Origin of the sequence: Algorimicrobium algoritergicola (assembly GCF_008086165.1) — a bacterium.
Taxonomy (GTDB): domain Bacteria; phylum Bacteroidota; class Bacteroidia; order Flavobacteriales; family Flavobacteriaceae; genus Algorimicrobium; species Algorimicrobium algoritergicola.
Genome location: NZ_VSKL01000001.1, coordinates 1070702 through 1094840, shown reverse-complemented (window position 1 = coordinate 1094840; position 24139 = coordinate 1070702). Strand labels below are relative to the sequence as shown.

The window sequence follows — 24139 nt, the reverse complement described above, 5'->3', positions numbered from 1 at the left end:
ATTAATGTGCTTCTACTTTTTCAACAATGTTAATTTCAACTGCACCAGTTTCTTTCAGTAAATTTTCTAATTCAAGTTGATTGTTATGAATTGCAATTTCCATTAAGAAATGATCATCCGTTGTTCTTGGGTCAGGATTTTCTGCATTTTTGAATGGCCACAATCTACTACGTAAGTAAAATGTTATTACCATTAAGTGAGCCGCGAAAAATATCGTTAACTCAAACATAATTGGAACAAACGCTGGCATGTTTTCAATATAACTAAAACTTGGTTTACCTCCAATATCTTGAGGCCAATCTTCAATCATTATAAAATTCATCATAACTATAGAAACCGCTAAACCAATACAGCCATAAATAAAGGACGTGATGGCCAAACGTGTTGGAGCTAATCCCATGGCTTTATCTAGTCCGTGAACTGGAAAAGGTGTAAAAACCTCTTCAATATGATGCTTTTCAGCTTTAACTCTTTTAACAGCCAACATTAATACGTCGTCATCTGTATAAATAGCGTGAATTACTTTTGATGTTTCCATTATCTACGCTTCGTTTATTATTTGGTTAGCTTGTCCAGACCAATCATCACGTTCTGCTCTTCCTGGGAATGAACCTGTAATTTCGTCTAACAAATCGTATTCTATTTTCGTCATTCTACTAACTTGTAAGTATGTAAAAATTCCGATACTATTAAGTACTTCTTCCATTTTTGGCCCAATACCATTAATTTTTTGAAGATCATCAGCCGTTTGAATTGTTGGGTCAAACTTACCAATGTTTTCTAATAGATTATTTGTTTTTTCAGTATGATCCGCTGGAGGCACTACAGGTGTAACTGGTTTAGCAATTACGACACCAGATGTTCTAGCATCTGATCCTGTTCCAACAAGACTATCTCCACGTTCTCTAATATTTTTATAACGTTCTCCTGAAGATTTCAAGATTGTTTTAACTTCTGCTTGAGCAATTACTGGGAATGTTCTAGCATATAACAAGAACAATACAAAGAAGAACCCAATAGTTCCAATAAATATTCCAATATCTACAAATGTTGGTGAGAACATTGTCCAAGAAGATGGTAAGTAATCACGGTGTAATGATGTTACAATAATTACAAAACGCTCAAACCACATTCCTATATTTACGATAATAGAGATAAAGAATGAAAACATGATACTTGTACGTAATTTCTTGAACCACATAAATTGTGGTGAGAACACATTAAAACTCATCATGAATAGGTAAGCCCACCAGTAAGGTCCTGTTGCTCTGTTTAAAAAAGCGTATTGTTCATATTCCACTCCAGAATACCAAGCTACAAATAACTCCGTGATGTATGCCACACCTACAATAGAACCTGTAAGCATGATAACGATATTCATTAACTCAATATGTTGAACGGTAATGTAATCTTCTAAATTAGCGACTTTACGCATGATAATTAATAAGGTATTCACCATGGCAAAACCAGAGAAAATTGCACCTGCAACAAAGTAAGGAGGAAAAATGGTTGTATGCCAACCTGGTATAACCGAAGTTGCGAAGTCAAAAGATACAATGGTATGCACAGAAAGTACTAATGGTGTTGCTAAACCTGCAAGTACCAAAGATACTTCTTCAAAACGTTGCCAATCTTTTGCACGACCAGTCCATCCAAAGCTTAATAAGGAATAAATTTTCTTTTGGAAAGGCTTCACTGCTCTATCACGTAACATAGCGAAATCTGGTAGTAAACCGGTCCACCAGAATACTAATGAAACAGATAAATACGTTGAAATTGCAAATACATCCCAAAGTAATGGTGAGTTAAAGTTAACCCACAAGGAACCGAATTGGTTTGGAATTGGTAATACCCAATATGCTAACCATGGTCGACCCATGTGGATAATTGGGAATAAACCTGCTTGAACAACGGCAAAAATTGTCATTGCTTCCGCTGAACGGTTAATTGCCATTCTCCATTTCTGACGGAAAAGTAAAAGTACTGCAGAAATTAATGTTCCTGCGTGACCAATACCAACCCACCAAACGAAGTTAGTAATATCCCAAGCCCAACCTACGGTTTTATTCAAACCCCAAGTTCCAATACCTGTTGACACTGTATATATTATACACCCAACTCCCCAAAGGAAAGCGATAAGTGCAATTGAAAATACAATCCACCAAGATTTATTTGCTTTACCTTCAACAGGTCTTGCCACATCGACTGTTACATCATGATATGATTTTTCCCCTGTAACTAAAGGTCTTCTAATAGGTGCTTCGTAATGAGACGCCATAATCCTTTTATAATTATTTTCTTAATTCGTTTTATTATGCTTCGGTTGTATTTCTCACTTTAGTATGGTAAATCACGTTTGGTTTTGTGCCTATGTGCTCTAACAAATGATACATACGATTATCTTCTTTAAGTTTTGCAACTTGACTATCTTTATCGTTTATGTCGCCAAAAACCATAGCACCAGTTCCACATGCTGCGGAACAAGCTGTTTGGAATTCACCGTCTTTAATTTCACGACCATCTCGCTTCGCGTCAAGAATAGTTTTTTGTGTTTTTTGAATACACATAGAACATTTTTCCATAACACCACGTGAACGAACAGTAACATCCGGATTTAAAACCATACGCCCTAAATCATCATTCATGTAGTAATCAAACTCATCGTTTTGGTTATATAAGAACCAGTTAAAACGACGCACCTTATAAGGACAGTTATTTGCGCAATAACGCGTTCCAACACAACGGTTATAAGCCATGTGGTTTTGTCCTTGACGACCATGTGATGTTGCTGCAACTGGGCAAACCGTTTCACAAGGTGCATGATTACAATGTTGACACATAACTGGTTGAAAAGCTACTTGCGGATTAGCCGCAGCCGTTTCCATTTCGTCCAGTGCATTAATAATTGCTAATCCTTTGGTGTCATTCTTTTTCGTGTTATCCCCGTCAAATGTTTCTTCTGAAGAATAATATCTATCAATACGCAACCAGTGCATATCACGACTCTTACGAATTTCTTCTTTACCTACAACAGGTACATTATTTTCAGCATGACAAGCAATAACACACGCACCACAACCTGTACAGGAGTTTAAGTCGATTGATAAGTTGAAGTGATGACCAATTGAACGATCAAACTCATCCCATAAATCTACTTCTGGTGATGTTACTGGAGTTTCTTGATGGTTTAAAGAAACCATAGGCATTATATTCCAATACTTCTTATCCTTCGTGTTAAATACCTCTAGTGTTGTTTCTTTTATAATATCACCACGACCCATTAAGGTATTATGAAGCTGTACCGAAGCAAACTCATGCTCGCCACCTAAAACAGTCATGGATACATTTCCTTGTGCTGTATTAAAATCCATATATAATGGATAGGCATTTACGCCTGTTTGCATTTCTTCTTTTAAACCAGCTCTACGACCAAAACCGAAAGCTAATCCTACAGATCCTTTTGCTTGACCTGGTTGTATGATTACTGGTGCGGTTACCGTAACACCATTTACTGATATTTCAACAACACTTCCATTTAATCCACCATCAGCTTCATGCCAATTTCTAAGATCTAAATCTTTAGCATCAGCTTGAGAAACGGTAAGATAGTTATCCCAAGTTGTTCTTGTAATTGGATCTGGCATTTCTTGCAGCCATGGGTTATTAGCATGCTGCCCGTCACCCATTGATGTTTTAGAGTACAAAGCTAATTCTAATCCATTAGATGTAGAAGTTGCTCCTAATTGTCTAGCTGCATCTCCACCTGAAACCGCTACAGGAGCAGCAATTCCATTAGTTGTTGTATCGCCTTCTTTTTCTTTTAAACCAACACCTTCAGCAACATCTTCTATAATACCACCAACCCACGTTTTCTTATCTGTTTCAGTAGTTGAAGAAGTTGTCGTTTGATCGGCATTTGTTGAAGCCGAACTTGTAACATAAACACCATCATGCAAAGCTTGGCTAAATGACGTATTACCTAAAATACTTTCATTCCAAGTTTGCTTCACGTAATCATGATAAGACATATCGTTATCAGTCAACTTTAATAAAGTTTCCTGAAACTGACGTGTATCAAATAATGGACGAATAGTTGGTTGCATTAATGCAAAATGACCTTTTTTCAATTCAACATCACCCCAAGACTCTAAATAATGTGGCGCGGCTGCTTGATATTCGGTTTCCAATGCTGTTTCATCTGCTTTCATAGTAAAAGAAACAGATAAATCTGTTTGCTTTAATCCTTCAGAGAAATCTCCAGCATTTGGTAATGTATATAGAGGGTTAACACCACTCATAATGATAGCACCAACTTTACCTGCATTCATATCAGCAACTAAAGTCATGACTGCTTTATCATTTCCTTGTCTTATTTTAATAGGTGTTTTTGGATCAAATGCTTGACTATTTAAATACTCATTGATTGCCAAAACAACTGTTTGCGCATTCACATCTTGAATACCAGTTACAACAACACCTTTACTTCCTGCTTTTTTCAATTGGGAAGCTGCTTTTTGAACAGCGTCTTCAATATGCTGTGGTAAATCGCCTGAAACAGAACTTCCCACTACAGCACTATATAATTTAGCTAAAGCTACTTTTTGTTGACTTGGTGTTAACGATACACGCTTATCAGCATTAGCTCCAGTTAATGACATATTTGATTCAAACTGAATATGACGTGACATTTTCCCATTAGTAGGAACTTTGTTTTTGGCATAACCAGAATCAAATCCGCCACCTTGCCAATCACCTAGAAAATCAGCTCCAATTGAAACGATTGTCATAGCTTTTGTAAAATCATAGTTCGCTAAACCACGCTCACCATAATTTGCTTCAAAAGCATCTAAAGCAGCAGATTCGGAAATGGCATCATACTGTACATGACGTACATTACCAAATTTTGCTTTAAACTCATTTACTAATTTAGAAGTTGATGGACTCGCATACGTTTGTGTTAATAATACGATAGCTTTTCCAGAACCACTTATACTAGTTAATTTCTGACCAACTTCCGCATCAAATTCACTCCATGAAATAGGCTCGCCTGCTTTCATTGGACCTTGAATTCGCATACTGTCGTACAACCCTAAAACAGAAGCGTTTACCCTAGCATTTGCATGACCATTGGCAGTAGCGAGTGTATTGTTTTCAATTTTAATTGGACGACCTTCACGAGTTTTTACTAAAACAGACGCATAGTCATAACCATCCGCAATTGTTGTTGCGTAGTAGTTAGCTACACCAGGAGTAATAACTTCTGGTTGCACCACATATGGTATAGACTTAATAACTGGTCCTTCGCAAGCGGCTAATGATGCAGCGGCTGTACTAAAACCAACATATTTTAAGAAATCACGACGGGTTGTTTTAGAACTTTCTAACGATTCTTTATTACCTAAAAAATCATCCGTTGGAATCTCTTCAACAAATTCGTTTTGTTTTAGCGTCTCAACAATTGAGCTATTCTCGTTTAGCTCTTCAACACTTTTCCAGTATTTCTTGTTTGATGACATATTATATAATTGAATTACTTCTTATTAATTTATTTAAAGTTTTAAATCCCTACTATGAGATTTCCACGCTTGTGGAAGCTACTAAAAAATTAGTAGTGACACTTACCACATTCCAGACCACCCATTTGAGCAGCTGTTAGTTTATCAACACCATACTTTTTAGATAATTCTTCATGAATTTTCGTGTAGTATGCATTATCTTCTACTTTAACATTTGTATCTCTGTGACAGTTAATACACCAGCCCATTGTAAGAGGCGCATGTTGGTACATGATTTCCATTTCTTCCACAGGTCCATGACATGTTTGACATTCAATACCTGCAACTGAAACGTGCTGCGAGTGGTTAAAGTAAGCAAAATCTGGTAAGTTATGAATACGCACCCATTTAACCGGTTGCGTATCACCTGTATATTTTTGATCAGCATCATCCCAACCTACGGCAGTATAAAGCTTTTTAATTTCACCATCGTAAAATTCTTTACTGTATTCAGCAGTTGCTGTTTCGGGAGCCACTTCATAAACTGATTTATGACAGTTCATACAAACATTTAATGATGGTATTCCGGAAGTTTTACTAACACGCGCTGATGAGTGACAATATTTACAATCGACACCATTATCACCTGCATGAATTTTATGAGAAAAATGGATTGGCTGAACAGGCTGGTAACCTTGATCAACACCTACTTGCATAAGGTAACCAAACACAAAGTAACCACTTGCTAATAACAAGACTACTACAGAAACCAATACTAAAAATTGATTTTGTATAAAGGCCTTCCAGATTGGAGTCCCTTTAGTTTCTGAAACATCAACACCTTTTGCTTCTGCAAAACGATTTAATGTTTGTCTTACTAAAATAAGTGCCATAGCTAGCAATGCAAACAGCACAGCCAGAGCGCCTAAAATAACTTTATTAGACATACTTGCGCCATCTGACCCACCGCCTTGACCAGCATCTGAAACCTGAACACCAGCAGGTGCAGCAGGAGCTTCTTCAGCAGTATAAGCTAAGATATCACTAACATCTTGGTCAGACAATTGTGGATAAGCCGTCATTGCAGCACCTCCATATTCATTGAATATTTTATTAGCATACGTATCGCCAGATTTGATCACTGCTGAACTATTACGAATCCAACTACTTAACCACTCTCTGTCAAGACCTTCGTCCTCTGCAAGTCGTTGCTCTACATTACGTAGCGCAGGACCTGTCATCTTCTTGTCTAATTTATGACAAGCAGCACAGTTGGCATTAAATAAAGATTTACCGTTTGCTGGATCACCTTCTTGGGCCGAAAGTGATGTTGAAAATGCTAATAAAATAACTAAACTTAAACGTAAAATGTTCTTGCCTAATTTTCGGTGATTCACCTGTTTCATATTATTGGTTGAATTAACTTCTAAACTTTGGTATGATTTTTTCAATTAACAAAAGAAAAAAATACAATAATAAAATCTCTCGCAAAAGTAACATTTAAAGTCGATTTTAGAAATGTTACAGAACTGTTAATTGCTAATTTAGAGAAATTCTAAATAATAAATTGAAGTGCTTTTAAGTTATAATCTTATACATTTGTATCAAATACTATTGAAAATGAATTTATTGAACCGATATTCCACACCATTAATAACAGTAAGCCTGATGCTTACTGTTAATTTATTTTATGCCCAACAAGGCACAATTACTGTCAATCAAGCACCTGAATTAGCTACTTTATTAGCTTTAAAGAAAGAAATGAATGTTTCTGACACCGATTCTGATCGCTATAAGATTCAAATTTTTTCTGGAGATCGAACGGGTGCCGAAAAAGCGATGTCTAATTTTGATGCGAAATTTGATAAAATTCCTTCCGTTTTAGAGTACGAAACACCAAACTACAAAGTATGGGTCGGAAATTTCAGAAGCCGTTTAGAAGCCGATCGCGGCCTTGAAAAGATTAAAAAAGAGTTTAATGACGCATTTCGTTTTAAACCTAAAAAGAAGGATAGAAAATAATTTATCCATAAGGGCTTTTACTTTTTTACCAAATATTTTAGAATGAATTTATTAAATCGGTATTCTTATGCATTTTTAACCATTAGCCTAACACTTACCGTTAATACGTTTTATGCGCAACAAGACAGCCTTATTATTAATCAAGCTCCTGAATTGGAGAAATTATTAGCTTTAAAGTAAGAAATGAATGTATCGGATAATGATTCTGATCGTTACAAGATTCAAATTTTTTCTGGAGATAAAACTGGTACTAATGAAGCATTAAGACATTTTAACAAGGCATTCACGAGTTGGCGTGTTATTGACGTATACGAACCTCCTAATTATAAAGTTTGGGCAGGTAATTTTAGAAACCGGTTGGAAGCAGATCGAGGACTGATATTAATACAAAAAGAATTTCCTGATGCATTTCGCGTTAAACCTAAAAGGAACATAAAAAATAAGGGCTAACAGAGCGTTTGATATTAAAACAAAAAAAAGAGTGCCAATTGGCACTCTTTTTTTTGATATATAATGAAATTTATTTCAATTTCTTTTTAACTTCTACTTCATGGTAAGCTTCAATTATATCGCCTTCCTTAAGATCATTGTAGTTTTTAATTTGCATACCACAATCGTATCCTTTAGCAACTTCTTTAGCGTCATCTTTAAATCGTTTTAATGATGATAATTCACCTGTGTAAACGACCACACCATCGCGGATTAAACGAATACCAGAGTTTCGGAAAATCTTACCTGTTAATACCATACAACCTGCAATACTTCCAATTTTAGATACTTTAAAGATTTCTCTAATTTCAGCTGTACCAGTAATTTCCTCTTTAAGCTCTGGAGATAACATACCTTCCATAGCATCTTTAAGATCATTAATGGCATCATAGATAATGGAGTACATACGGATATCAATTTCTTCCTTATCAGCTATGCTTCTAGCATTACCCATTGGGCGAACATTAAATCCTATAATAACCGCATCTGATGCAGAAGCTAGTAACACATCACTTTCTGTGATAGGTCCAACACCTTTATGTATAATATTTACTTGAATTTCTTCAGTTGATAATTTCTGGAACGAATCCGTTAAGGCTTCCACAGAACCATCCACATCACCTTTAAGGATAATATTTAATTCTTGGAAATCTCCTAAAGCAATACGTCTACCAATTTCATCTAATGTAATATGACGTTGTGTACGCACAGATTGCTCACGTTGTAATTGTGTACGCTTGGTAGCAATTTGTTTCGCTTCACGTTCGTCTTCAAAGACATTGAATTTATCACCAGCTTGCGGTGCGCCATCTAAACCTAAAATAGATACTGGCGTTGATGGACCTGCTACTTTTACTTCATGCCCACGTTCATCTTGCATGGCTTTTATCTTACCACTATTTTTACCGGCCAATACATAGTCACCAATTTTTAAGGTTCCTGCTTGTACTAAAATAGTTGATACGTAACCACGACCTTTATCAAGGAATGCCTCAACAACGGTTCCAACTGCACGTTTATTAGGATTTGCTTTCAGCTCTAATAATTCAGCTTCTAACAATACTTTCTCTAGTAATTCTTTAACACCAACACCTGTTTTAGCTGAAATATCTTGAGATTGAATTTTTCCTCCCCAATCTTCTACTAACAAGTTCATTTGTGCTAATCCTTCTTTTACTTTTTCTGGATTTGCACCTTGCTTATCAATCTTGTTGATAGCAAATACAATTGGTACACCTGCTGCTTGCGCATGAGAAATTGCTTCTTTTGTTTGTGGCATGATAGCATCATCCGCAGCAATTACAATAATAGCAATATCGGTTACTTGAGCTCCACGAGCACGCATGGCGGTAAAGGCCTCGTGACCTGGTGTATCTAAGAATGCAATTTTCTGACCACTTTCTAACTGAACACCATACGCACCAATATGTTGCGTAATACCTCCAGACTCACCTGCTATGACATTTTCTTGACGAATATTATCTAATAACGATGTTTTACCGTGATCTACGTGACCCATAACCGTAACTATTGGTGCACGTTCTACTAAATCTTCTGGTTTGTCTTGTACAACTTCTATAGACTCCTCAATACCAGCAGTAATAAATTCTACCTCATAGCCAAACTCATCAGCTACAATAGCTAACGTTTCAGCATCTAAACGTTGGTTCATGGTAACCATCAAACCTAAAGACATACATGCCGAGATAATTTGTGTTACTTGAACATCCATCATGGTAGCTACTTCACTAGCAGTAACGAATTCTGTAACTTTCAGAATTTTACTATCTGCTTGTTCTGCTTGTAAATCTTTTTCAGTTTGTTCACGATGCTGATCTCGCTTATCACGACGGTATTTAGCACCTTTACCTTTACTTGATTTACCTTGAAGTTTCTCTAGCGTTTCACGTACTTGTTTCTGCACGTCTTCCTCACTAGGCTCTTCTTTAACTATATTACGACGTCCTTTTCCAACGGCTGGCTTACCTTTAAATCGGTCATTACCACCAGTTCTTGGCGTACCAGAACCTGTAGCACCTGGCGCACCAGCTTTACTGATTCGGCGACGTTTCTTTTTAGGATCTGTCGTTTTATTATCCGTCTTTTTCTTTGGCTTTTTAAATTGTGATAAATCTATTTTTTCACCAGCAATTTTAGGCCCAGAAAGTTTTTGATATTGTGTTTTTAAACGCTCATCTATAGGTGCATCTGACTCAGTAGTTTCTTCCGTTTTTGGAGTTTCTACTTTTGGAGTTTCTACTTTTGGCGTTTCCGTTTTAGGATCTTCCTTTTTAGATGTTTCAGACTTTGGAGTCTCTGCTTTTGGCGTTTCAACTTTTGGTTTATCAACAGGTTTAGAAGATGGCGTGTCTTCTGTTTTTGCTTTAACCTCTGGTTTCTTGGCTTCTACAGCTTTAGGTTTTTCTTCAGATTTTGGAGCCTCTTTAGCTTCAACCTCTGGAGTAGCAACAGGTGCTTCCTCTTTTGGTTTAATCGCTTTTTTCTTGTCAGCATCTAAATCAATTTTACCAACCTGTTTTGGACCTGAAAGCGTAGATTTCGCTTTTACTACTTCCGCTTCCTTAGCTTTAGCTAGTGCTTCACGTTCTGCTTTCTCCTTTTCCTTAACCTCAATTTCTTGTTCACGCTGAATCCGAATTGCCTCTTTTTCCTTTTGCTTGGCTTCACTAACTTCTTGAGATGCCATTTTTTTATTAGCATCTGTTTGAAATTCATTTGAAAGCACATCAAAAGTTTCTTGAGAAATTTTTGTTGTCGGACGCTTCTCGATATCAATGCCTTTAGAATCTAAAAATTCCACAGCACGATCTAAAGAAATGTTTAGCTCACGTAATACTTTATTTAATCTAATTGTTTCAGCCATAAATCGCCTTTAATATAACCTAATATATGTTAATCTTCGAATTCTTCTTTAAGAATTCTAATTATTTCAATAATTGTTTCTTCTTCTAAATCGGTTCTTTTTACCAAGTCTTGAACATCTTGTTCTAAGATACTCTTAGCAGTATCTAAACCAACTTTACTAAATTCTTTTATAATCCAAGGTTCAATTTCATCGCGGAATTCTGATAATTCCACATCTTCCTCAGCTCCCTCTCTAAATACATCAATTTCATAACCAGTTAATTGACCGGCTAAACGGATGTTGTGACCACCACGTCCAATTGCTTTACTTACCTCTTCTGGTTTTAATATAGCTTCGGCACGTTTGTTTTCTTCATCAATTTTGATGGATGTTACACGTGCTGGACTTAATGCTCTTGTAATGTATAATTGCAAGTTACTTGTGTAATTAATAACGTCAATATTTTCGTTTCCTAATTCGCGAACAATTCCGTGAATTCTTGAACCTTTCATACCAACACAAGCTCCAACTGGATCTATTCTATCATCATAAGAATCGACCGCTACTTTTGCTTTTTCACCTGGAATACGCACCACATTTTTAATAGTAATTAAACCATCAAAAACTTCTGGTATTTCCTGCTCAAACAACTTCTCTAAAAATACAGGTGCTGTTCTAGACATAATAATGGCTGGCTTATTACCTTTAAGCTCAACACTTTCTATAATCCCACGAACGTTGTCACCTTTTCTAAAGAAATCTGAAGGAATTTGTTTTTCTTTTGGAAGAATAATTTCATTCCCATCATCATCTAACAAAATTACAGCTCTGTGACGAATATGATGTACTTCTGCCGTATAAATTTCTCCTACTAAATCTTTAAATTGCTTATAGATATTCGTATTATCGTGTTCGTGAATTTTAGAAATTAAGTTTTGTCTTAAAGCTAAAATTGAGCGGCGTCCTAAATCAATTAGTTTTACTTCTTCTGATACATCTTCACCAACTTCAAAATCTGGCTCAATTTTTCGAGCTTCCGATAATGAAATTTCTTGATTTGGCTCTTCTACTTCACCATCTGCAACAACTATACGATTTCTCCATATCTCTAAATCGCCTTTATCTGGATTAATAATAATATCAAAATTATCATCATCACCAAACTTCTTTTTAAGGGCGTTTCTAAAAACGTCTTCTAAAATCGCCATTAACGTTACACGATCGATTAATTTATCGTCTTTGAACTCCGAAAATGAGTCAATTAACGCAAGATTCTCCATATCTCTCTTTGAATTAAAATTTTATCATAACTTTTGCTTCTACAATATCTTGATAGGCTATTTCTGCCTCTTTTTGTACTGTTACTTTTCCTTTACCTACAGGTTTTGGCTCTCGTGCCTTCCACTCTAGAGTAATGTGTGTATCGGTTGCTTTTGTAAGCTGCCCGGTTACTTCCTCTTCTTTTGTTCGAATTTCTAAATCTCTACCAATATTTTTCTTGTATTGTCTGGCATGAATTAAAGGCGCTGTTGCACCTCCTGAAGCCACTTCCAATGAGAAATCATGTTCTTCTCTATCAATATTATGCTCAATTGCACGACTAATAAATACGCAATCATCAACGGTTACGCCATGATCGCCATCTATAATGACTGAAATAGAATTATCTTCTCCCATGGTAAAATCGATTAGAAATAAATCTTCTCGCTCTTCAAGGGCATCATTCAATAAGGTTTCTATAGTTTTTCTTAACATATTTGATACAAAAAATTGGTATAAAAAGAGGGGACTTCAGGTCCCCTCATTTATTCTTTTTCTTACAACGCTGCAAATATACAATAATTTTATTGAATTCCATAATGAATGAAATATCAATTTTTATTCTTAAATTAGTGATTGAAACCAACAGATAAAAAAAAAATCATCCTATGAAAAAAATTCTTGTTCCAACCGATTTTTCAAAAGAAGCAGAACAGGCCTTAAAAGTGGCTGCTCAATTAGCAAAAAAACATGATAGTGAAATTTATTTACTCCACATGCTGGAGCTTCCATTAGATCAAGTGGATGCTTTAAGCCAATATAGTGAACTACCAGAAGCCATGTTTTTTATGAAATTAGCGCATCAAAAATTTGAAAAAACGATGGCTCAAGATTACTTAAAAGACATAGTTGTGCATGAAACGGTGGACTTTAACCAAACATTTACGGGCATTACAAACACGTGTAAAGAACATGGTATTGATTTAATTGTCATGGGATCTCATGGCGCCAATGGTTTTAAAGAAATGTTTATTGGTTCCAATACTGAAAAAGTGGTAAGAACTGCAGAAGCACCAGTTCTCGTTATTAAAAACGATCATGAAAATTTTGAAATCAACGATTTTGTATTTGCTTCAGATTTTAAAAATGATAATAAAGGAACCTACCTACAAGCCATTAAACTAGCAGAAGCTTTAAATGCTAAAATTCATTTATTGTTTGTAAATACGGCAAATAACTTTGTAACGACTGATGTAGCTAAAAGCAGAATATTAGATTTTATATCTGGTAATGATTTTGAAAATTACACCATTTCAATTTACAATGATGATAGTGTTGAAAAAGGAATTTTAAATTTCTCTCACGTCGTGGGAGCCGATTTAATAGGTATTAGTACACACGGCAGACAAGGTATTGCTCACTTCTTTAATGGCAGTATTAGTGAGGATTTAGTAAACCACGCCAAACGACCAGTAGTTACTTTTAAAATATAGTACCTCGAATATTTTTTATAAACATGAAAGCCTCCAAATAATTTAGAGGCTTTTTGTTTTAATTATCTTTCTATAGTCTGCAATACTAATGACTGTATTCTATAAAAAGCGGATAAGCGCATTAACCCTTACCGACTAAAATCAAAAAATCCTAACCATAAAAATGATTAGGACTCTCTTTAACTAGTTGGCCCACTAGGTCTCGAACCTAGACTCTTTGGTACCAAAAACCAACGTGTTACCAGTTACACCATAGGCCAATCTCGTATTGAGGATGCAAATTTAAAACAATTATTTATTTGCGCAAGCATTTTATGAATAAAAAATTATCTAAATACTTAACGTTTCCTTAAAAGCATGTCAAATTTGATAATTATTGTTAAATTCGCTTCATCTAAAAATTGCAATTACATGACACATATTAGCTTTAAAAAGTGGAATACTATTTTAGGATGGTTCGCTTTTTTAGTCGCATTCATCACTTTCGGACTAACAGTTGAACCAACTGTAAGTTTTTGGGATGCAGGCGAATACATACTAACATCAGCCAAACTACAAGTTGGTCATCCGCCTGGAGCACCACTATTTCAAATGTTTGGCGCCTTCTTTTCTATGTTTGCTTTGGAGCCTTCGCAAGTCGGGTTTATGCTAAATATGATGAGTGCTGTAGCGAGTGCTTTTACTATTTTATTCATGTTTTTTACCATTACACTTTTATTAAGAAAGTTAGTTGGCGAACCAAAAACTCTTAACAAAACCCAAAAAATTGCAATTTTAGGGAGTGCTTTAGTAGGAAGTTTAGCGTTTACATTCACCGATTCCTTCTGGTTTAATGCCGTTGAAACGGAAGTTTACGCCATGGCAACATTAATTATGTCTGTTTTATTCTGGTTAGGTCTTCGTTGGGAACGCGATATGGACAACCCTAGAGGAAACCGTTGGCTCATTCTAATCGCTTTTATCATTGGTTTATCCTTTGGTGTTCACTTTATGGGATTATTAACCATTCCAGCTATTGGATTAATTTATTATTTTAAAAATTATAAAACGGTCACCATAAAAAACTTCATTATTGCCAATGTGGTTTCTGTAGCTATTTTACTTTTTATATTTAAATTATTAGCACCTAATATTCTACGTATTTTTAGTGCTACGGAAATTTTCTTTGTCAATTCTATAGGATTACCCTTTAATTCGGGAACTATTTTTGCCGGAATCGCTTTAATAGCCATCATATTTTTTGGACTAAGATACACACGCAATAAAAATTACAAACACCTCAACACAGGTCTTTTGTGCGTTACCTTTATTATTATAGGTTTTTCGTCGTGGCTTATGTTACCTATTCGTGCCAATGCAGATGTGGTTATTAATGAAAATGACCCGAGTGATGCACGCGAACTTTTAGCTTATTATAATTTGGAGCAATACCCAGAAACACATCTGTTTTATGGACCACAATTTAGCGATCAATATTCTGGACTAGATGAAAACGAACCGTATATTGATGATAAACCAAATTATGAAAAGAACCTAGAAACAGGGAAATATGTTATTATAAACGACTGGGAAAAAGCACGTCAGAATTATAATTCGGATCATGCTTCTATTTTACCACGTATGTGGAGTGGCGAAAACGCAGAAAATTATATGATTTTTACTGGGTATTTGGATTTCAAACTGAAACCCGAATACCAAATGGAAAATGAGCTACGGGCCGCAGTTAACAACTTTAAAAATGAAGTTGCCAATGGTATGGTAGACTATGAAGATTATCATAAATTTTTAAAACAAAACAGTCAGATTATTGATATTGAAAAACCCTCACTAGGTAACAACGTAGCCTATATGCTAGAATACCAATTAGGTTATATGTATTGGCGTTATTTTATGTGGAATTTTGTTGGAAGACAAAATGATGTGCAAGGAAAATTAGATGATTTTAATGGTAATTGGTTAAGTGGTATTGGTTTTGTTGATGAATGGCATTTAGGCATGCCACAAACTGATTTACCAAGTGATGTAAAAAACAACAAAGCTCGAAACACTTATTTCTTCTTACCTTTTATTCTCGGCCTAATAGGTTTATTCTTTCTTTATAATAAAGACAAAAAATTATTCTGGGTGATGTTGGTTTTCTTCCTTTTTACAGGATTAGCCATTCAAGTTTATACCAATGTGAGACCATTTGAACCGCGAGAACGAGATTATTCTTTAGTTGGTTCCTTTTATGTGTTTGCGCTGTGGATAGGTTTTGGCGTATATGCTATAGTGGATATGCTTAAAACAAAGATCAAATCGAAAGCTTTAGCGCCAGCCGTCACCATCCTGTGCCTAATTCTGGTTCCAGGCATTTTAGCTGCCAATAATTGGGATGATCATGACCGTTCTGATAAATATACAGCGCGTGCCATGGCAAAAATGTATCTGGATTCTTGTGAAGAAAACGGTATTTTATTCTCCATTGGTGATAATGACACCTTTGCCTTATGGTATGCCCAAGAAATTGAAGGCTACAGAACCGATGTTCGAGTTGTAAACACCAGTTTATTCCAAACGGATTGGTATATAGACCAAATGAAACGTAAGGCTTATGATAGTGACCCTATTCCTTCAACATTAACACATGAGCAATACCGTTCGGGTACGCGTGACTATGTTCCTAAACAAATTGAATATAGAGATGCGCAAGGAAGACCGCAACGCGTAATGAACAAGGATACATTACTTATTAAAGATTTTATGGATTTTGTAAGTAGTGATAATCCGAAGACAAAAATGAGTTACATTTTACAAATGCGAGGCGAGGATCCAAGTTACTATCCGATTCAATACCAGAAGTCGAATTATTTTCCTGTTGAAAATATTCGCGTGCCTGTAAACAAAGAAAATGTATTGAAATACGGTATCGTTAAAGAGAAAGATGCCGATAAAATTGAAGACTATTTAGATGTAAAAATAACCGATGGCGCCATTTACAAAAATCGTTTATTGATGTTAGATATCGTTTCAACAAACGACTGGAAACGTCCTATTTATTTTACAGGTGGTGCTTTTGGAAACGACGATTACATCTGGATGAAAGACTACTTACAATTAGATGGAATGGTTTATAAGTTAGTTCCAATAAAAACACCAGTTAACAGAGCCAATCCTTTCGATATGGGTCGCGTTGACAGTGATTTTATGTATAACAAGGTTAAAAACTGGGATTGGGGAAATAGTGGGAGTCCAGATATTTATCACGATGTAGAAACGCGTAAAAACTCCATTACATATCGTGGGAATTTAGCCCGATTAATTGAACAATTAATCAATGAAGACCAACCTGAAAAAGCAGAAGAAATTGCTGACATTGCCATGGATAATATGCCAGTAGATTACTTTGGGTATTACACGTTACTAGAACCCTATATTAGTGCTTATTATGAAGTTGATTCGCAAGAAAAAGCACGCAAACTCTTTATGGATGTCGCTGAAAAATATCAAGAAAATTTAACCTATTACAGCAAGCTTGATGAGGAGCAACAACGTTTTGTATTCGAGAAAATTTATACAGACATTGAACGCTATAAGAGTATTGTGGATGTTGTGATTACGTATGATAAAGAATTTGCTAAAACCGAAACCAAGACGTTTTCAAATTTCTTAAATCTATTCAGTCATTTTTATGGTGGTGATGAAGTTCCTGATGTTGAACCCGAAATTGAAGAACGACCAGAACCAATAGATGTTGATATGTTGCAATCAGACACCTTAAGTATTGTGCCAGAAGAATAAACATTATGGGAATTGTTCCTGTTAAAACACCAACTATTATTAAAAAAATACTCCCAGACTATGTTTGGGAGTATTCTACTTCTGAAAAGGTATTATATCTGACGTTTGATGATGGTCCGACACCAGAAATTACCCAATGGACACTAGATACTTTAAAGCAATATCAAGCAAAAGCAACATTTTTCTGTATTGGCAATAACATCCAGAAACATCCCGATATTTTTCATAATATTCTGAATGAAGGTCATCGAATTGGGAACCATTCCAATACACATTTAAAAGGTTGGCGTACATCTGTAGAAAATTATATTTCGGATATCCATGAAGCACAAAAAATTATCAATTTTGAATTGAAAAAGTCCGAAATCGCTATGCAAGACGCACATACTTCACGTCTATTTAGACCGCCTTACGGACAAATAAAACCTGGTCAAGGTAAAGCCCTGAAAGCATTAGGATATACAGTTGTTACTTGGAGTATTTTGTCTTTTGACTGGGAAAAAGAAACAGCTCCAGAAACCTGTTATAATAATGTTATTAATGAATCAAAACCAGGAAGTATTATTGTGTTCCATGATAGCGTGAAAGCTTCTAAAAACCTCATGCATGCGTTACCTAAAGTACTTGCGCACTTTTCAGAAAAAGGATATAGCTTTAAAACGCTACCTATTTAAATGTATTCTTGAATAATGCCTATAAGTGTGTTGGCATCTTGTTCACCACTATGGCGCCATTTCATTTCACCATTTTTGTAGATGATTAATGTTGGTAAGCCTTTAACCCGAAGCGCTTCGGCTAATTCTTTATTTTTATCAACATCAATTTTAATGACTTTTGCTTTGTCACCAAGTGCAGCTGCAACATCTCGCAATACCGCATGCATAGCTGTTGATTGGTCGTTCCATTCCGTGAAAAAATCTAATAAAACAGGAATATTAACATCTATAAGTTCCCCAAATTTTGACATACAGTATCAGTTTAAGCCAAATGTGCTATAACAAACCTACGTAATTTTTTTTATTTTGACTAACAATCGATTAAGCTAGATGCTCAAACACATCAATTTAACCGTTTTTCACGCCCTTTTTAAGCTCAATTACGGTTACTTCTGGCCAAATGCCAACACGTCCAGGAAACGCGTGATAACCAAATCCACGATTCACATTAATATACCGTCCAAACTCTTGATACAATCCTGCCCATTGTTTGTAAATATATTGTGAGGGACTCCATTTAAACCAACCTGGAATCTCAATACCCATTTGCAAACCATGTGTATGACCACTTAAGGTTAAGTGATAATTAAAATCGTCAGCTTTCACTTGATATTCCCAATGTGATGGATCATGTGTCATCAAAATTTTAAAGTCATCTTTGGATACGTTTGCGGATGCTTTTTGTAAATCGCCAGCTTGATTGAAGCCTTTTCCCCAGTTTTCAACACCTATCAATGCTAATCGCTGACCATTTTTTTCTATGTATCGATGTTCATCTAATAACAAATCGAATCCAATTTTGGGGTGAAGATCTTTTACAGCTTGGAAGTTTCTAACTTTAGCTTCAGGTGAATCCCACTCCACATAATCACCATAATCATGATTTCCTAACACGGAAAATTTACCAAATGGCGCATCCAAGGTTTTAAACATATCAATCCAATCATCCATTTCTGTTGCCATATTATTTACCAAATCGCCTGTAAACAACATGAGGTCCGTTTCCTGTTGATTGATTAAATCTACACCATATTGGATTTTTTCTTTACTGGTAAAACTCCCGGAATGAATATCAGAAATTTGTGTGATTTTAAAACCATCAAAAGCTTCTGGCAAATCGTCAAAAGTGAGTTGATATTTTAAAACTTTATAATTATAACGTCCTTGAATAATACCATAAATAAAGGCCGCAAATGGAATGGCTGCTAGGCCCAAAGCTATTTTAGCAATAAAAATCCGACGACTTTCAAAATCTGCCGTTACACCTGGTGACACCCACGAATAGCCTTTTCTAAACACACGAAATACATCTTCGCCAAACATGATTATTACCAAAAATAATTTTGGAATTAAAAACGTTATCATAAACCCAGCTGCCAATTGAAACGTGTTGGTTTGACCAGCACTTCTAGGCGTGATATATAATACATACAGGAAATAGGCATAAATGGCAATAGCCGAAATAATCCAGACTCCTTTAATCAGCTTATTTTTAGTTATGGCCTTTAGTGCCTGAAAGGCATAAAATTCCAAAGCAAAAATGACAACTGAAAATATAATTAAAGCAATAATCCAACGCGACATAAATTTTATTTTTTCAAGCGATTGCAAAGATATCGCTAAAAATATCAAGCAATTTTTAAGGTGGTGTTAAAATTCAAAAATCATTTAAACTTTTGATTTTCAAATTATTTAAAACTTTAGCATCTGTTTTAAATACGATTTGTTTTTGTTCATTTGGCAACAAATCAAAGTAATTGTCGGAAAAGTGTCCTGATTCATTACAAAATAAAAAGACATCTTTTTGAAGTGTTTTAGATGATAGCGTTATCATAAACCCATCACTAGTTTTAATAACTTCCTTTTGAATAGCTTTTGCAGGTAATTCCAAATCTTTAGGTTTTACTAAATAGAATAATGATTCGGATTCTTGAAACTTAGAAACAATAACCACTTTGTTCTTATTGAATGAAAGCCCAGATAAATCTATCCGTTGTTTTATGGCACTTGAATTTGGCTTTACAATTATTTCTTCTGAATCTCCCCAAATCACTTCACCTGAAAAATTCAATATGTTTGTAGATAACGTTCCTGAAAAAGTTTTAAATGTATCATTAATCAGAAATATATTAAGTGAATCCTGTTCTACTTCCGAAGAAATAAGGACATTTTCAAAACTCCGCTTCCCCTTATAATGCAGGGCTTTCCAATTTCCAAAAAAATCAATACTAGACCAAGAAATTGCTGGCCAACAATCATTTAACTGCCAATACAACGTGCCCATATTATAGGGTTTTGCTCTACGCTGCGCTTCAATACCTTTAGTCATGCCATAAGCTTGAAGCAGCTGACTTATATACACGTAATCTTTCGGGTTATTTGGAACCGGATAATCGCGGGCCATATAGTCATCAATTAATTGAAATCCTCTACTATGTTTTTGATGATTTTTAATGCCTTCTGAAGTAATATTTAAAGAATCTGAATCATTCTGATTGATATAATTAATGACTTCATAACTCGGAAAGGATTGAAATCCAAACTCACTCATAAACCGTGGTACTTGCTCTTCAAAATGTTCAAACGGATAGCCATCATGCCAAACCCACCAGTCGTGCGCATCACCTTGAAATTCGAATTGGGGATTACCACGTCCAAATTTTGGTGATGTTTCCCAATAATCCGTGTCTGTAAATGTCGCTACTGTTTTGGGTAGCATGGAATCGAATACCTTGAGATAATTATCCCAAATCTCTGTTTTTTCGGTTTCAGATCTGCCGTCCTGCCAACCCCAACGATGCCAACCTTCTGAATTTTCATTATTACCACACCATAGTGCTATGGAAGCATGGTTTCGTAAACGCTTCACGTTATCAATGGCTTCTTGTTGTACGTTTTCTAGAAATCCAGAATCGCCAGGATACATAGCACATGCAAACATAAAATCTTGCCAGATAAGGATGCCTTTTTCATCACATAAATCATAAAAAATAGCATTCTCATAAATTCCGCCTCCCCAAACACGTAGCATGTTCATGTTTGCTTCTACCGCATCATTTAATAGGCTATTATAATGCGCATCCGTTACTTTATTTTGCATACTATTTTGCGGAATATAATTGGCGCCTTTGGCATATACAGATTTGCCGTTTACCTCAAAGTAAAAAGATTCACCTAAACTATCTTTTTCCGTAATTAACTTAATAGTGCGCAGACCTTTTTTTACCGACATGGAATCTAAAATCGCATCGTCTTTTTCAACAATGACTTTAATAGTGTATAAATAGGGTTCCCCTAAATTATGTGGCCACCAACGTTTCGGGTTTTTAATTTCGAATGGAATTATCGATTTATTTTCAGCCGAATAAACCGAATTCAATTCATCATTCACATAAATATGATATGCCAAACCGGATGTATCATCACCTTGAACAGACAAATCTAATTCCAGTTTTGCCACAGAATCCTGTAAATTCTGTTGTTTTATGTAGATATCTTGAATTTTCACCGTGTTCCAAGCCACCAATTTTATAGGTCTCCAAATTCCAGACGTATTCAGTTTTGGTCCCCAATCCCAACCATATTGGAATTGGCCTTTTCTGGTAAAAATACGATTCCCTTCAGGTAGTGTATAGTTTAGATGGGCTTTTGCGGCTTCTTCGTGTTTTGTTGTATTCTCAAAAAGAATACGCAAGGTGTTATCAACTTTTAGAATCCGTTTCACATCTACAGAAAATTCACGGAACGCATTGGCCGTTTTTAGAATTAATGAATCATTTAAATACACCGAAGCGTAAGTATCTAAACCTTCAAAATTCAATTCAATATGTCTTTTTTGTAACGTTTTGGAGTCTACTTGAAAAGTTGTTTGATATTCCCAATCGGTTTTAGAAACCCATTGCACAGAATCTTCATTAGTACCAATAAAAGGATCTGGAATTTCTGCATTATCTAACAAATCAGAAAATACATTTCCTGGAATTTGTGCCGTTAACCAATCGGTTTTATCGCTAGATTTAAATCGCCAATTATCATGCAATAACCGTGTTTCTGGTACATCAGATTGCTTTTGGCATCCCAAAATAATTAAACATAAGCCAATATAGAGAACGTATTTCATTACTTATCGTAAACCAGATAAGCCGAAACCATCCAGTAGTTTATGTTATCATTTTCAATAGCTTGTGCTTCCGGAATGGAAAACGTAAATGTATGTTGCCCTGCTTCAATATTACCGAGTTCTATAATTTCAGGTTTTACGTCACTTCCAGGGCACCAATTGGATCGTGAGTAATCAGATGATGCAATCCGTTCTTCTATTTCTTCACCTTTCCAAGTTGTTTTTTCTGTCCAAACACCTGATGTTGGATTAAATCGTCTAAAGGTAGCACAATCATCTCGCCATGGCACAAACTGCTTTATAACTTCACCATTAAAACTAATTATGTTTTCTTTTTTTGTAAACTCATCACCTTCGGCATGACCACCATGGCCTGTTGTGATATAATATAATTTGGCGTTTTTTAGTGTTTCATCAACTGGTAAATCTACTTGCAAATCCCCTTTATGAAACGCATCATAAAATTGTTGCGCACCAGCATATTTACTGGTATTGACGACGGAAATGACGTTCTGTTCTTTTTTTATGTGATTTGGAATATCGCTTTCATCAAAATCTAGACTTACCGAAAGCTTATATCCTTCCTTGGTCCACGTATCAATAAAAACACCAATATAAACCTCGTTTTCTAAAACAGGTAATAGTTGGGTAATATCCTGTTCCCATTGGACATTATTTTCCCAAACTGGAATATAAACGGGTTTTAAAGCTGCTACACGTTCGTTATCATTAAAAAAACCTACACCAAAAGGTGTCATAAAACGCAACAATTCAATATTTGGTTCGTATAGTTTATCATCTATTTTTTTTGAAACAATTCCGGGAGCTTCATTTGAAAATTGTTCTTTTGTTAATGTCTCGCTTTCAAAATCTAATAAATTCAAATCGGAAGTCGTAGGAATCACAAATAACGAACCCGATTTATCCCAAGGATCACCATTAGAAGTCAGCCTCATCTTTACGGTTACGTGCGCCTGCTTTTGATAATTAGGCAAGGTGACTTTCTTTAATAAAACGCGACCAGCATCCAAACGAATAATAGAATCTGTTGGTTGAATACTATCGCTTTTAAAAGCCATATCAAAATAAAGGTGTGTGTCTTTAAAAACCGTAATTTCTTTATCACCTATTGGTTTTAAAGGCTTTTGACAAGCTACAATTAGTAAAAAAAATAAAGGAAGATATTTTAATTTCATGAATGCATTTTATTTAATATGTTTTCTATAGTTTCTACGGAAGAAACCGTTTGTTGCGTATTTCCGAAGTAGGCATGATTATTTTTGGTTGAAAGAACTGTGGAAGCCGAAGCATGAATTTCATGTAATCCAGCATCTTTAAATTTAGACGCGTTTTCCGCATTGATTCCAGATCCTGCTAAAATAATGATTCTTTTTTCGGCTTTCTCATTCAATTTCAGTAACATATCCAGACCTTTTTCTGCAGAAGGTTCTAATCCAGATGTTAGAATTCGTTGAACACCTAAAGCGATTAATTGTTCCAAAGCTTCCATGGGATTTGGAACACAATCAAACGCACGATGAAAAGTGAATGACATTGGTTTTGATAATTCAAATAACGCTTGGGTTCGTTGTAAATCGATTGTATTATTTTCATTTAAAACACCAGAAACAATACCATGAACACCTAATTTTTTACAGATTTCAATATCCTTTTTTATAATGTTAAACTCGGCCTCCGAATAGGTGAAATTTCCAGAACGTGGTCGGATTAAAACAAAAACAGGAATAGAAAGCACCTCAACCACCTGTTTAATAAGCCCGTAACTTGGTGTTATACCACCAACCGCTAATTCGCTACAAAGCTCAATACGCTGTGCTCCTGCTTTTTCGGCATTTATAGCAGATTGGTAAGAATTGACACAAATTTCTAGTAGCATA

The 24139-nt window shown here is 35.4% G+C and carries 18 protein-coding genes and 1 tRNA gene; 6 read left to right on the top strand and 13 right to left on the bottom strand.

Going from position 1 to position 24139, the window contains the following annotated elements:
* Window position 1: 1 nt before the first annotated feature.
* The 4 genes from ES675_RS05055 to ES675_RS05040 all read right to left on the bottom strand — a co-directional run bounded on the left by ES675_RS05055 (window position 2) and on the right by ES675_RS05040 (window position 6901).
* Window positions 2-538: a DUF3341 domain-containing protein gene (locus ES675_RS05055; RefSeq protein WP_066248140.1), complete on the bottom strand. Its 537-nt coding sequence runs from the start codon at window positions 536-538 to the stop codon at window positions 2-4.
* A 3-nt stretch (window positions 539-541) separates the two neighbouring features.
* Window positions 542-2278 carry an NrfD/PsrC family molybdoenzyme membrane anchor subunit gene (gene nrfD, locus ES675_RS05050; RefSeq protein ID WP_082985853.1) on the bottom strand — a complete coding sequence of 579 codons (1737 nt, stop codon included), beginning with the start codon at window positions 2276-2278 and terminating at the stop codon, window positions 542-544.
* Window positions 2279-2312: 34 nt separating this feature from the next.
* Complete coding sequence (locus tag ES675_RS05045) at window positions 2313-5516, bottom strand: TAT-variant-translocated molybdopterin oxidoreductase (RefSeq protein ID WP_066248138.1); 3204 nt, start codon at window positions 5514-5516, stop codon at window positions 2313-2315.
* Between the two features lie 89 nt (window positions 5517-5605).
* Window positions 5606-6901, bottom strand: coding sequence for a cytochrome c3 family protein (locus tag ES675_RS05040; RefSeq protein ID WP_066248590.1), 1296 nt, complete (start codon window positions 6899-6901; stop codon window positions 5606-5608).
* Window positions 6902-7115: 214 nt separating this feature from the next.
* On the opposite strand from ES675_RS05040, the gene ES675_RS05035 reads away from it, so the two are divergent.
* From ES675_RS05035 to ES675_RS05030, 3 genes are read left to right on the top strand one after another with little or no spacing between them, the layout of a single operon-like run.
* A complete protein-coding gene (locus ES675_RS05035) occupies window positions 7116-7517 on the top strand; it encodes an SPOR domain-containing protein (protein WP_066248136.1) in 402 nt (133 codons plus the stop codon).
* Window positions 7518-7559: 42 nt separating this feature from the next.
* Window positions 7560-7697: a hypothetical protein gene (locus tag ES675_RS16590; RefSeq protein WP_231931254.1), complete on the top strand. Its 138-nt coding sequence runs from the start codon at window positions 7560-7562 to the stop codon at window positions 7695-7697.
* Between the two features lie 3 nt (window positions 7698-7700).
* Window positions 7701-7967 carry a hypothetical protein gene (locus tag ES675_RS05030; protein ID WP_231931253.1) on the top strand — a complete coding sequence of 89 codons (267 nt, stop codon included), beginning with the start codon at window positions 7701-7703 and terminating at the stop codon, window positions 7965-7967.
* A gap of 70 nt (window positions 7968-8037) precedes the next feature.
* Here ES675_RS05030 and infB read toward each other — a convergent pair whose 3' ends face one another.
* The 3 genes from infB to rimP are packed head-to-tail and all read right to left on the bottom strand — an operon-like array spanning window position 8038 to window position 12627.
* Window positions 8038-10890, bottom strand: coding sequence for a translation initiation factor IF-2 (gene infB / locus ES675_RS05025; protein WP_066249062.1), 2853 nt, complete (start codon window positions 10888-10890; stop codon window positions 8038-8040).
* 29 nt (window positions 10891-10919) lie between these two features.
* Window positions 10920-12152 carry a transcription termination factor NusA gene (gene nusA, locus ES675_RS05020; RefSeq protein WP_066249059.1) on the bottom strand — a complete coding sequence of 411 codons (1233 nt, stop codon included), beginning with the start codon at window positions 12150-12152 and terminating at the stop codon, window positions 10920-10922.
* 13 nt (window positions 12153-12165) lie between these two features.
* The gene (gene rimP / locus ES675_RS05015; RefSeq protein ID WP_066249055.1) at window positions 12166-12627 is read right to left on the bottom strand and encodes a ribosome assembly cofactor RimP; all 462 of its coding nucleotides are present in this window, start codon (window positions 12625-12627) and stop codon (window positions 12166-12168) included.
* A gap of 173 nt (window positions 12628-12800) precedes the next feature.
* On the opposite strand from rimP, the gene ES675_RS05010 reads away from it, so the two are divergent.
* Window positions 12801-13625 carry a universal stress protein gene (locus ES675_RS05010; RefSeq protein WP_066249049.1) on the top strand — a complete coding sequence of 275 codons (825 nt, stop codon included), beginning with the start codon at window positions 12801-12803 and terminating at the stop codon, window positions 13623-13625.
* A gap of 187 nt (window positions 13626-13812) precedes the next feature.
* On the opposite strand, the gene ES675_RS05005 is transcribed toward ES675_RS05010, so the two are convergent.
* A tRNA-Gln gene (locus ES675_RS05005) sits at window positions 13813-13885 on the bottom strand.
* Window positions 13886-14036: 151 nt separating this feature from the next.
* Here ES675_RS05005 and ES675_RS05000 point away from each other — a divergent pair.
* Window positions 14037-17405: a glycosyltransferase family 117 protein gene (locus ES675_RS05000; protein ID WP_066249046.1), complete on the top strand. Its 3369-nt coding sequence runs from the start codon at window positions 14037-14039 to the stop codon at window positions 17403-17405.
* A 5-nt stretch (window positions 17406-17410) separates the two neighbouring features.
* The gene (locus tag ES675_RS04995) at window positions 17411-18079 is read left to right on the top strand and encodes a polysaccharide deacetylase family protein (RefSeq protein ID WP_066249042.1); all 669 of its coding nucleotides are present in this window, start codon (window positions 17411-17413) and stop codon (window positions 18077-18079) included.
* On the opposite strand, the gene ES675_RS04990 is transcribed toward ES675_RS04995, so the two are convergent.
* The 5 genes from ES675_RS04990 to ES675_RS04970 all read right to left on the bottom strand — a co-directional run bounded on the left by ES675_RS04990 (window position 18076) and on the right by ES675_RS04970 (window position 24138).
* Window positions 18076-18372: a thioredoxin family protein gene (locus ES675_RS04990; protein ID WP_066249039.1), complete on the bottom strand. Its 297-nt coding sequence runs from the start codon at window positions 18370-18372 to the stop codon at window positions 18076-18078. The genes ES675_RS04995 and ES675_RS04990 overlap by 4 nt on opposite strands.
* A 97-nt stretch (window positions 18373-18469) precedes the next feature.
* Complete coding sequence (locus ES675_RS04985; RefSeq protein WP_066249036.1) at window positions 18470-19705, bottom strand: metallophosphoesterase; 1236 nt, start codon at window positions 19703-19705, stop codon at window positions 18470-18472.
* Window positions 19706-19778: 73 nt separating this feature from the next.
* The gene (locus ES675_RS04980; protein WP_066249033.1) at window positions 19779-22241 is read right to left on the bottom strand and encodes a beta-mannosidase; all 2463 of its coding nucleotides are present in this window, start codon (window positions 22239-22241) and stop codon (window positions 19779-19781) included.
* The gene (locus tag ES675_RS04975) at window positions 22241-23437 is read right to left on the bottom strand and encodes a PNGase F N-terminal domain-containing protein (RefSeq protein ID WP_066249030.1); all 1197 of its coding nucleotides are present in this window, start codon (window positions 23435-23437) and stop codon (window positions 22241-22243) included. The genes ES675_RS04980 and ES675_RS04975 overlap by 1 nt, the downstream gene beginning before the upstream one ends.
* On the bottom strand, window positions 23434-24138 hold the full coding sequence (locus ES675_RS04970; RefSeq protein WP_066249027.1) for a copper homeostasis protein CutC: 705 nt from the start codon (window positions 24136-24138) through the stop codon (window positions 23434-23436). Before ES675_RS04970 ends, ES675_RS04975 begins: the two co-directional genes overlap by 4 nt.
* Between the last annotated feature and the right edge of the window lies 1 nt (window position 24139).

Bases quoted from the DNA above. Each gene is read 5' to 3' on its own strand.
- ES675_RS04980 (WP_066249033.1), bottom strand. From the start codon at position 22,241: ATGAAATACGTTCTCTATATTGGCTTATGTTTAATTATTTTGGGATGC.
- ES675_RS05040 (WP_066248590.1), bottom strand. From the start codon at position 6,901: ATGAAACAGGTGAATCACCGAAAATTAGGCAAGAACATTTTACGTTTA.
- ES675_RS16590 (WP_231931254.1), top strand. From the start codon at position 7,560: ATGAATTTATTAAATCGGTATTCTTATGCATTTTTAACCATTAGCCTA.
- ES675_RS05010 (WP_066249049.1), top strand. From the start codon at position 12,801: ATGAAAAAAATTCTTGTTCCAACCGATTTTTCAAAAGAAGCAGAACAG.
- infB (WP_066249062.1), bottom strand. From the start codon at position 10,890: ATGGCTGAAACAATTAGATTAAATAAAGTATTACGTGAGCTAAACATT.
- ES675_RS04975 (WP_066249030.1), bottom strand. From the start codon at position 23,437: ATGAAATTAAAATATCTTCCTTTATTTTTTTTACTAATTGTAGCTTGT.
- ES675_RS05030 (WP_231931253.1), top strand. From the start codon at position 7,701: ATGAATGTATCGGATAATGATTCTGATCGTTACAAGATTCAAATTTTT.
- ES675_RS04985 (WP_066249036.1), bottom strand. From the start codon at position 19,705: ATGTCGCGTTGGATTATTGCTTTAATTATATTTTCAGTTGTCATTTTT.
- ES675_RS04990 (WP_066249039.1), bottom strand. From the start codon at position 18,372: ATGTCAAAATTTGGGGAACTTATAGATGTTAATATTCCTGTTTTATTA.
- nrfD (WP_082985853.1), bottom strand. From the start codon at position 2,278: ATGGCGTCTCATTACGAAGCACCTATTAGAAGACCTTTAGTTACAGGG.
- ES675_RS04995 (WP_066249042.1), top strand. From the start codon at position 17,411: ATGGGAATTGTTCCTGTTAAAACACCAACTATTATTAAAAAAATACTC.
- ES675_RS05045 (WP_066248138.1), bottom strand. From the start codon at position 5,516: ATGTCATCAAACAAGAAATACTGGAAAAGTGTTGAAGAGCTAAACGAG.
- ES675_RS05055 (WP_066248140.1), bottom strand. From the start codon at position 538: ATGGAAACATCAAAAGTAATTCACGCTATTTATACAGATGACGACGTA.
- nusA (WP_066249059.1), bottom strand. From the start codon at position 12,152: ATGGAGAATCTTGCGTTAATTGACTCATTTTCGGAGTTCAAAGACGAT.
- ES675_RS05000 (WP_066249046.1), top strand. From the start codon at position 14,037: ATGACACATATTAGCTTTAAAAAGTGGAATACTATTTTAGGATGGTTC.
- ES675_RS05035 (WP_066248136.1), top strand. From the start codon at position 7,116: ATGAATTTATTGAACCGATATTCCACACCATTAATAACAGTAAGCCTG.
- ES675_RS04970 (WP_066249027.1), bottom strand. From the start codon at position 24,138: ATGCTACTAGAAATTTGTGTCAATTCTTACCAATCTGCTATAAATGCC.
- rimP (WP_066249055.1), bottom strand. From the start codon at position 12,627: ATGTTAAGAAAAACTATAGAAACCTTATTGAATGATGCCCTTGAAGAG.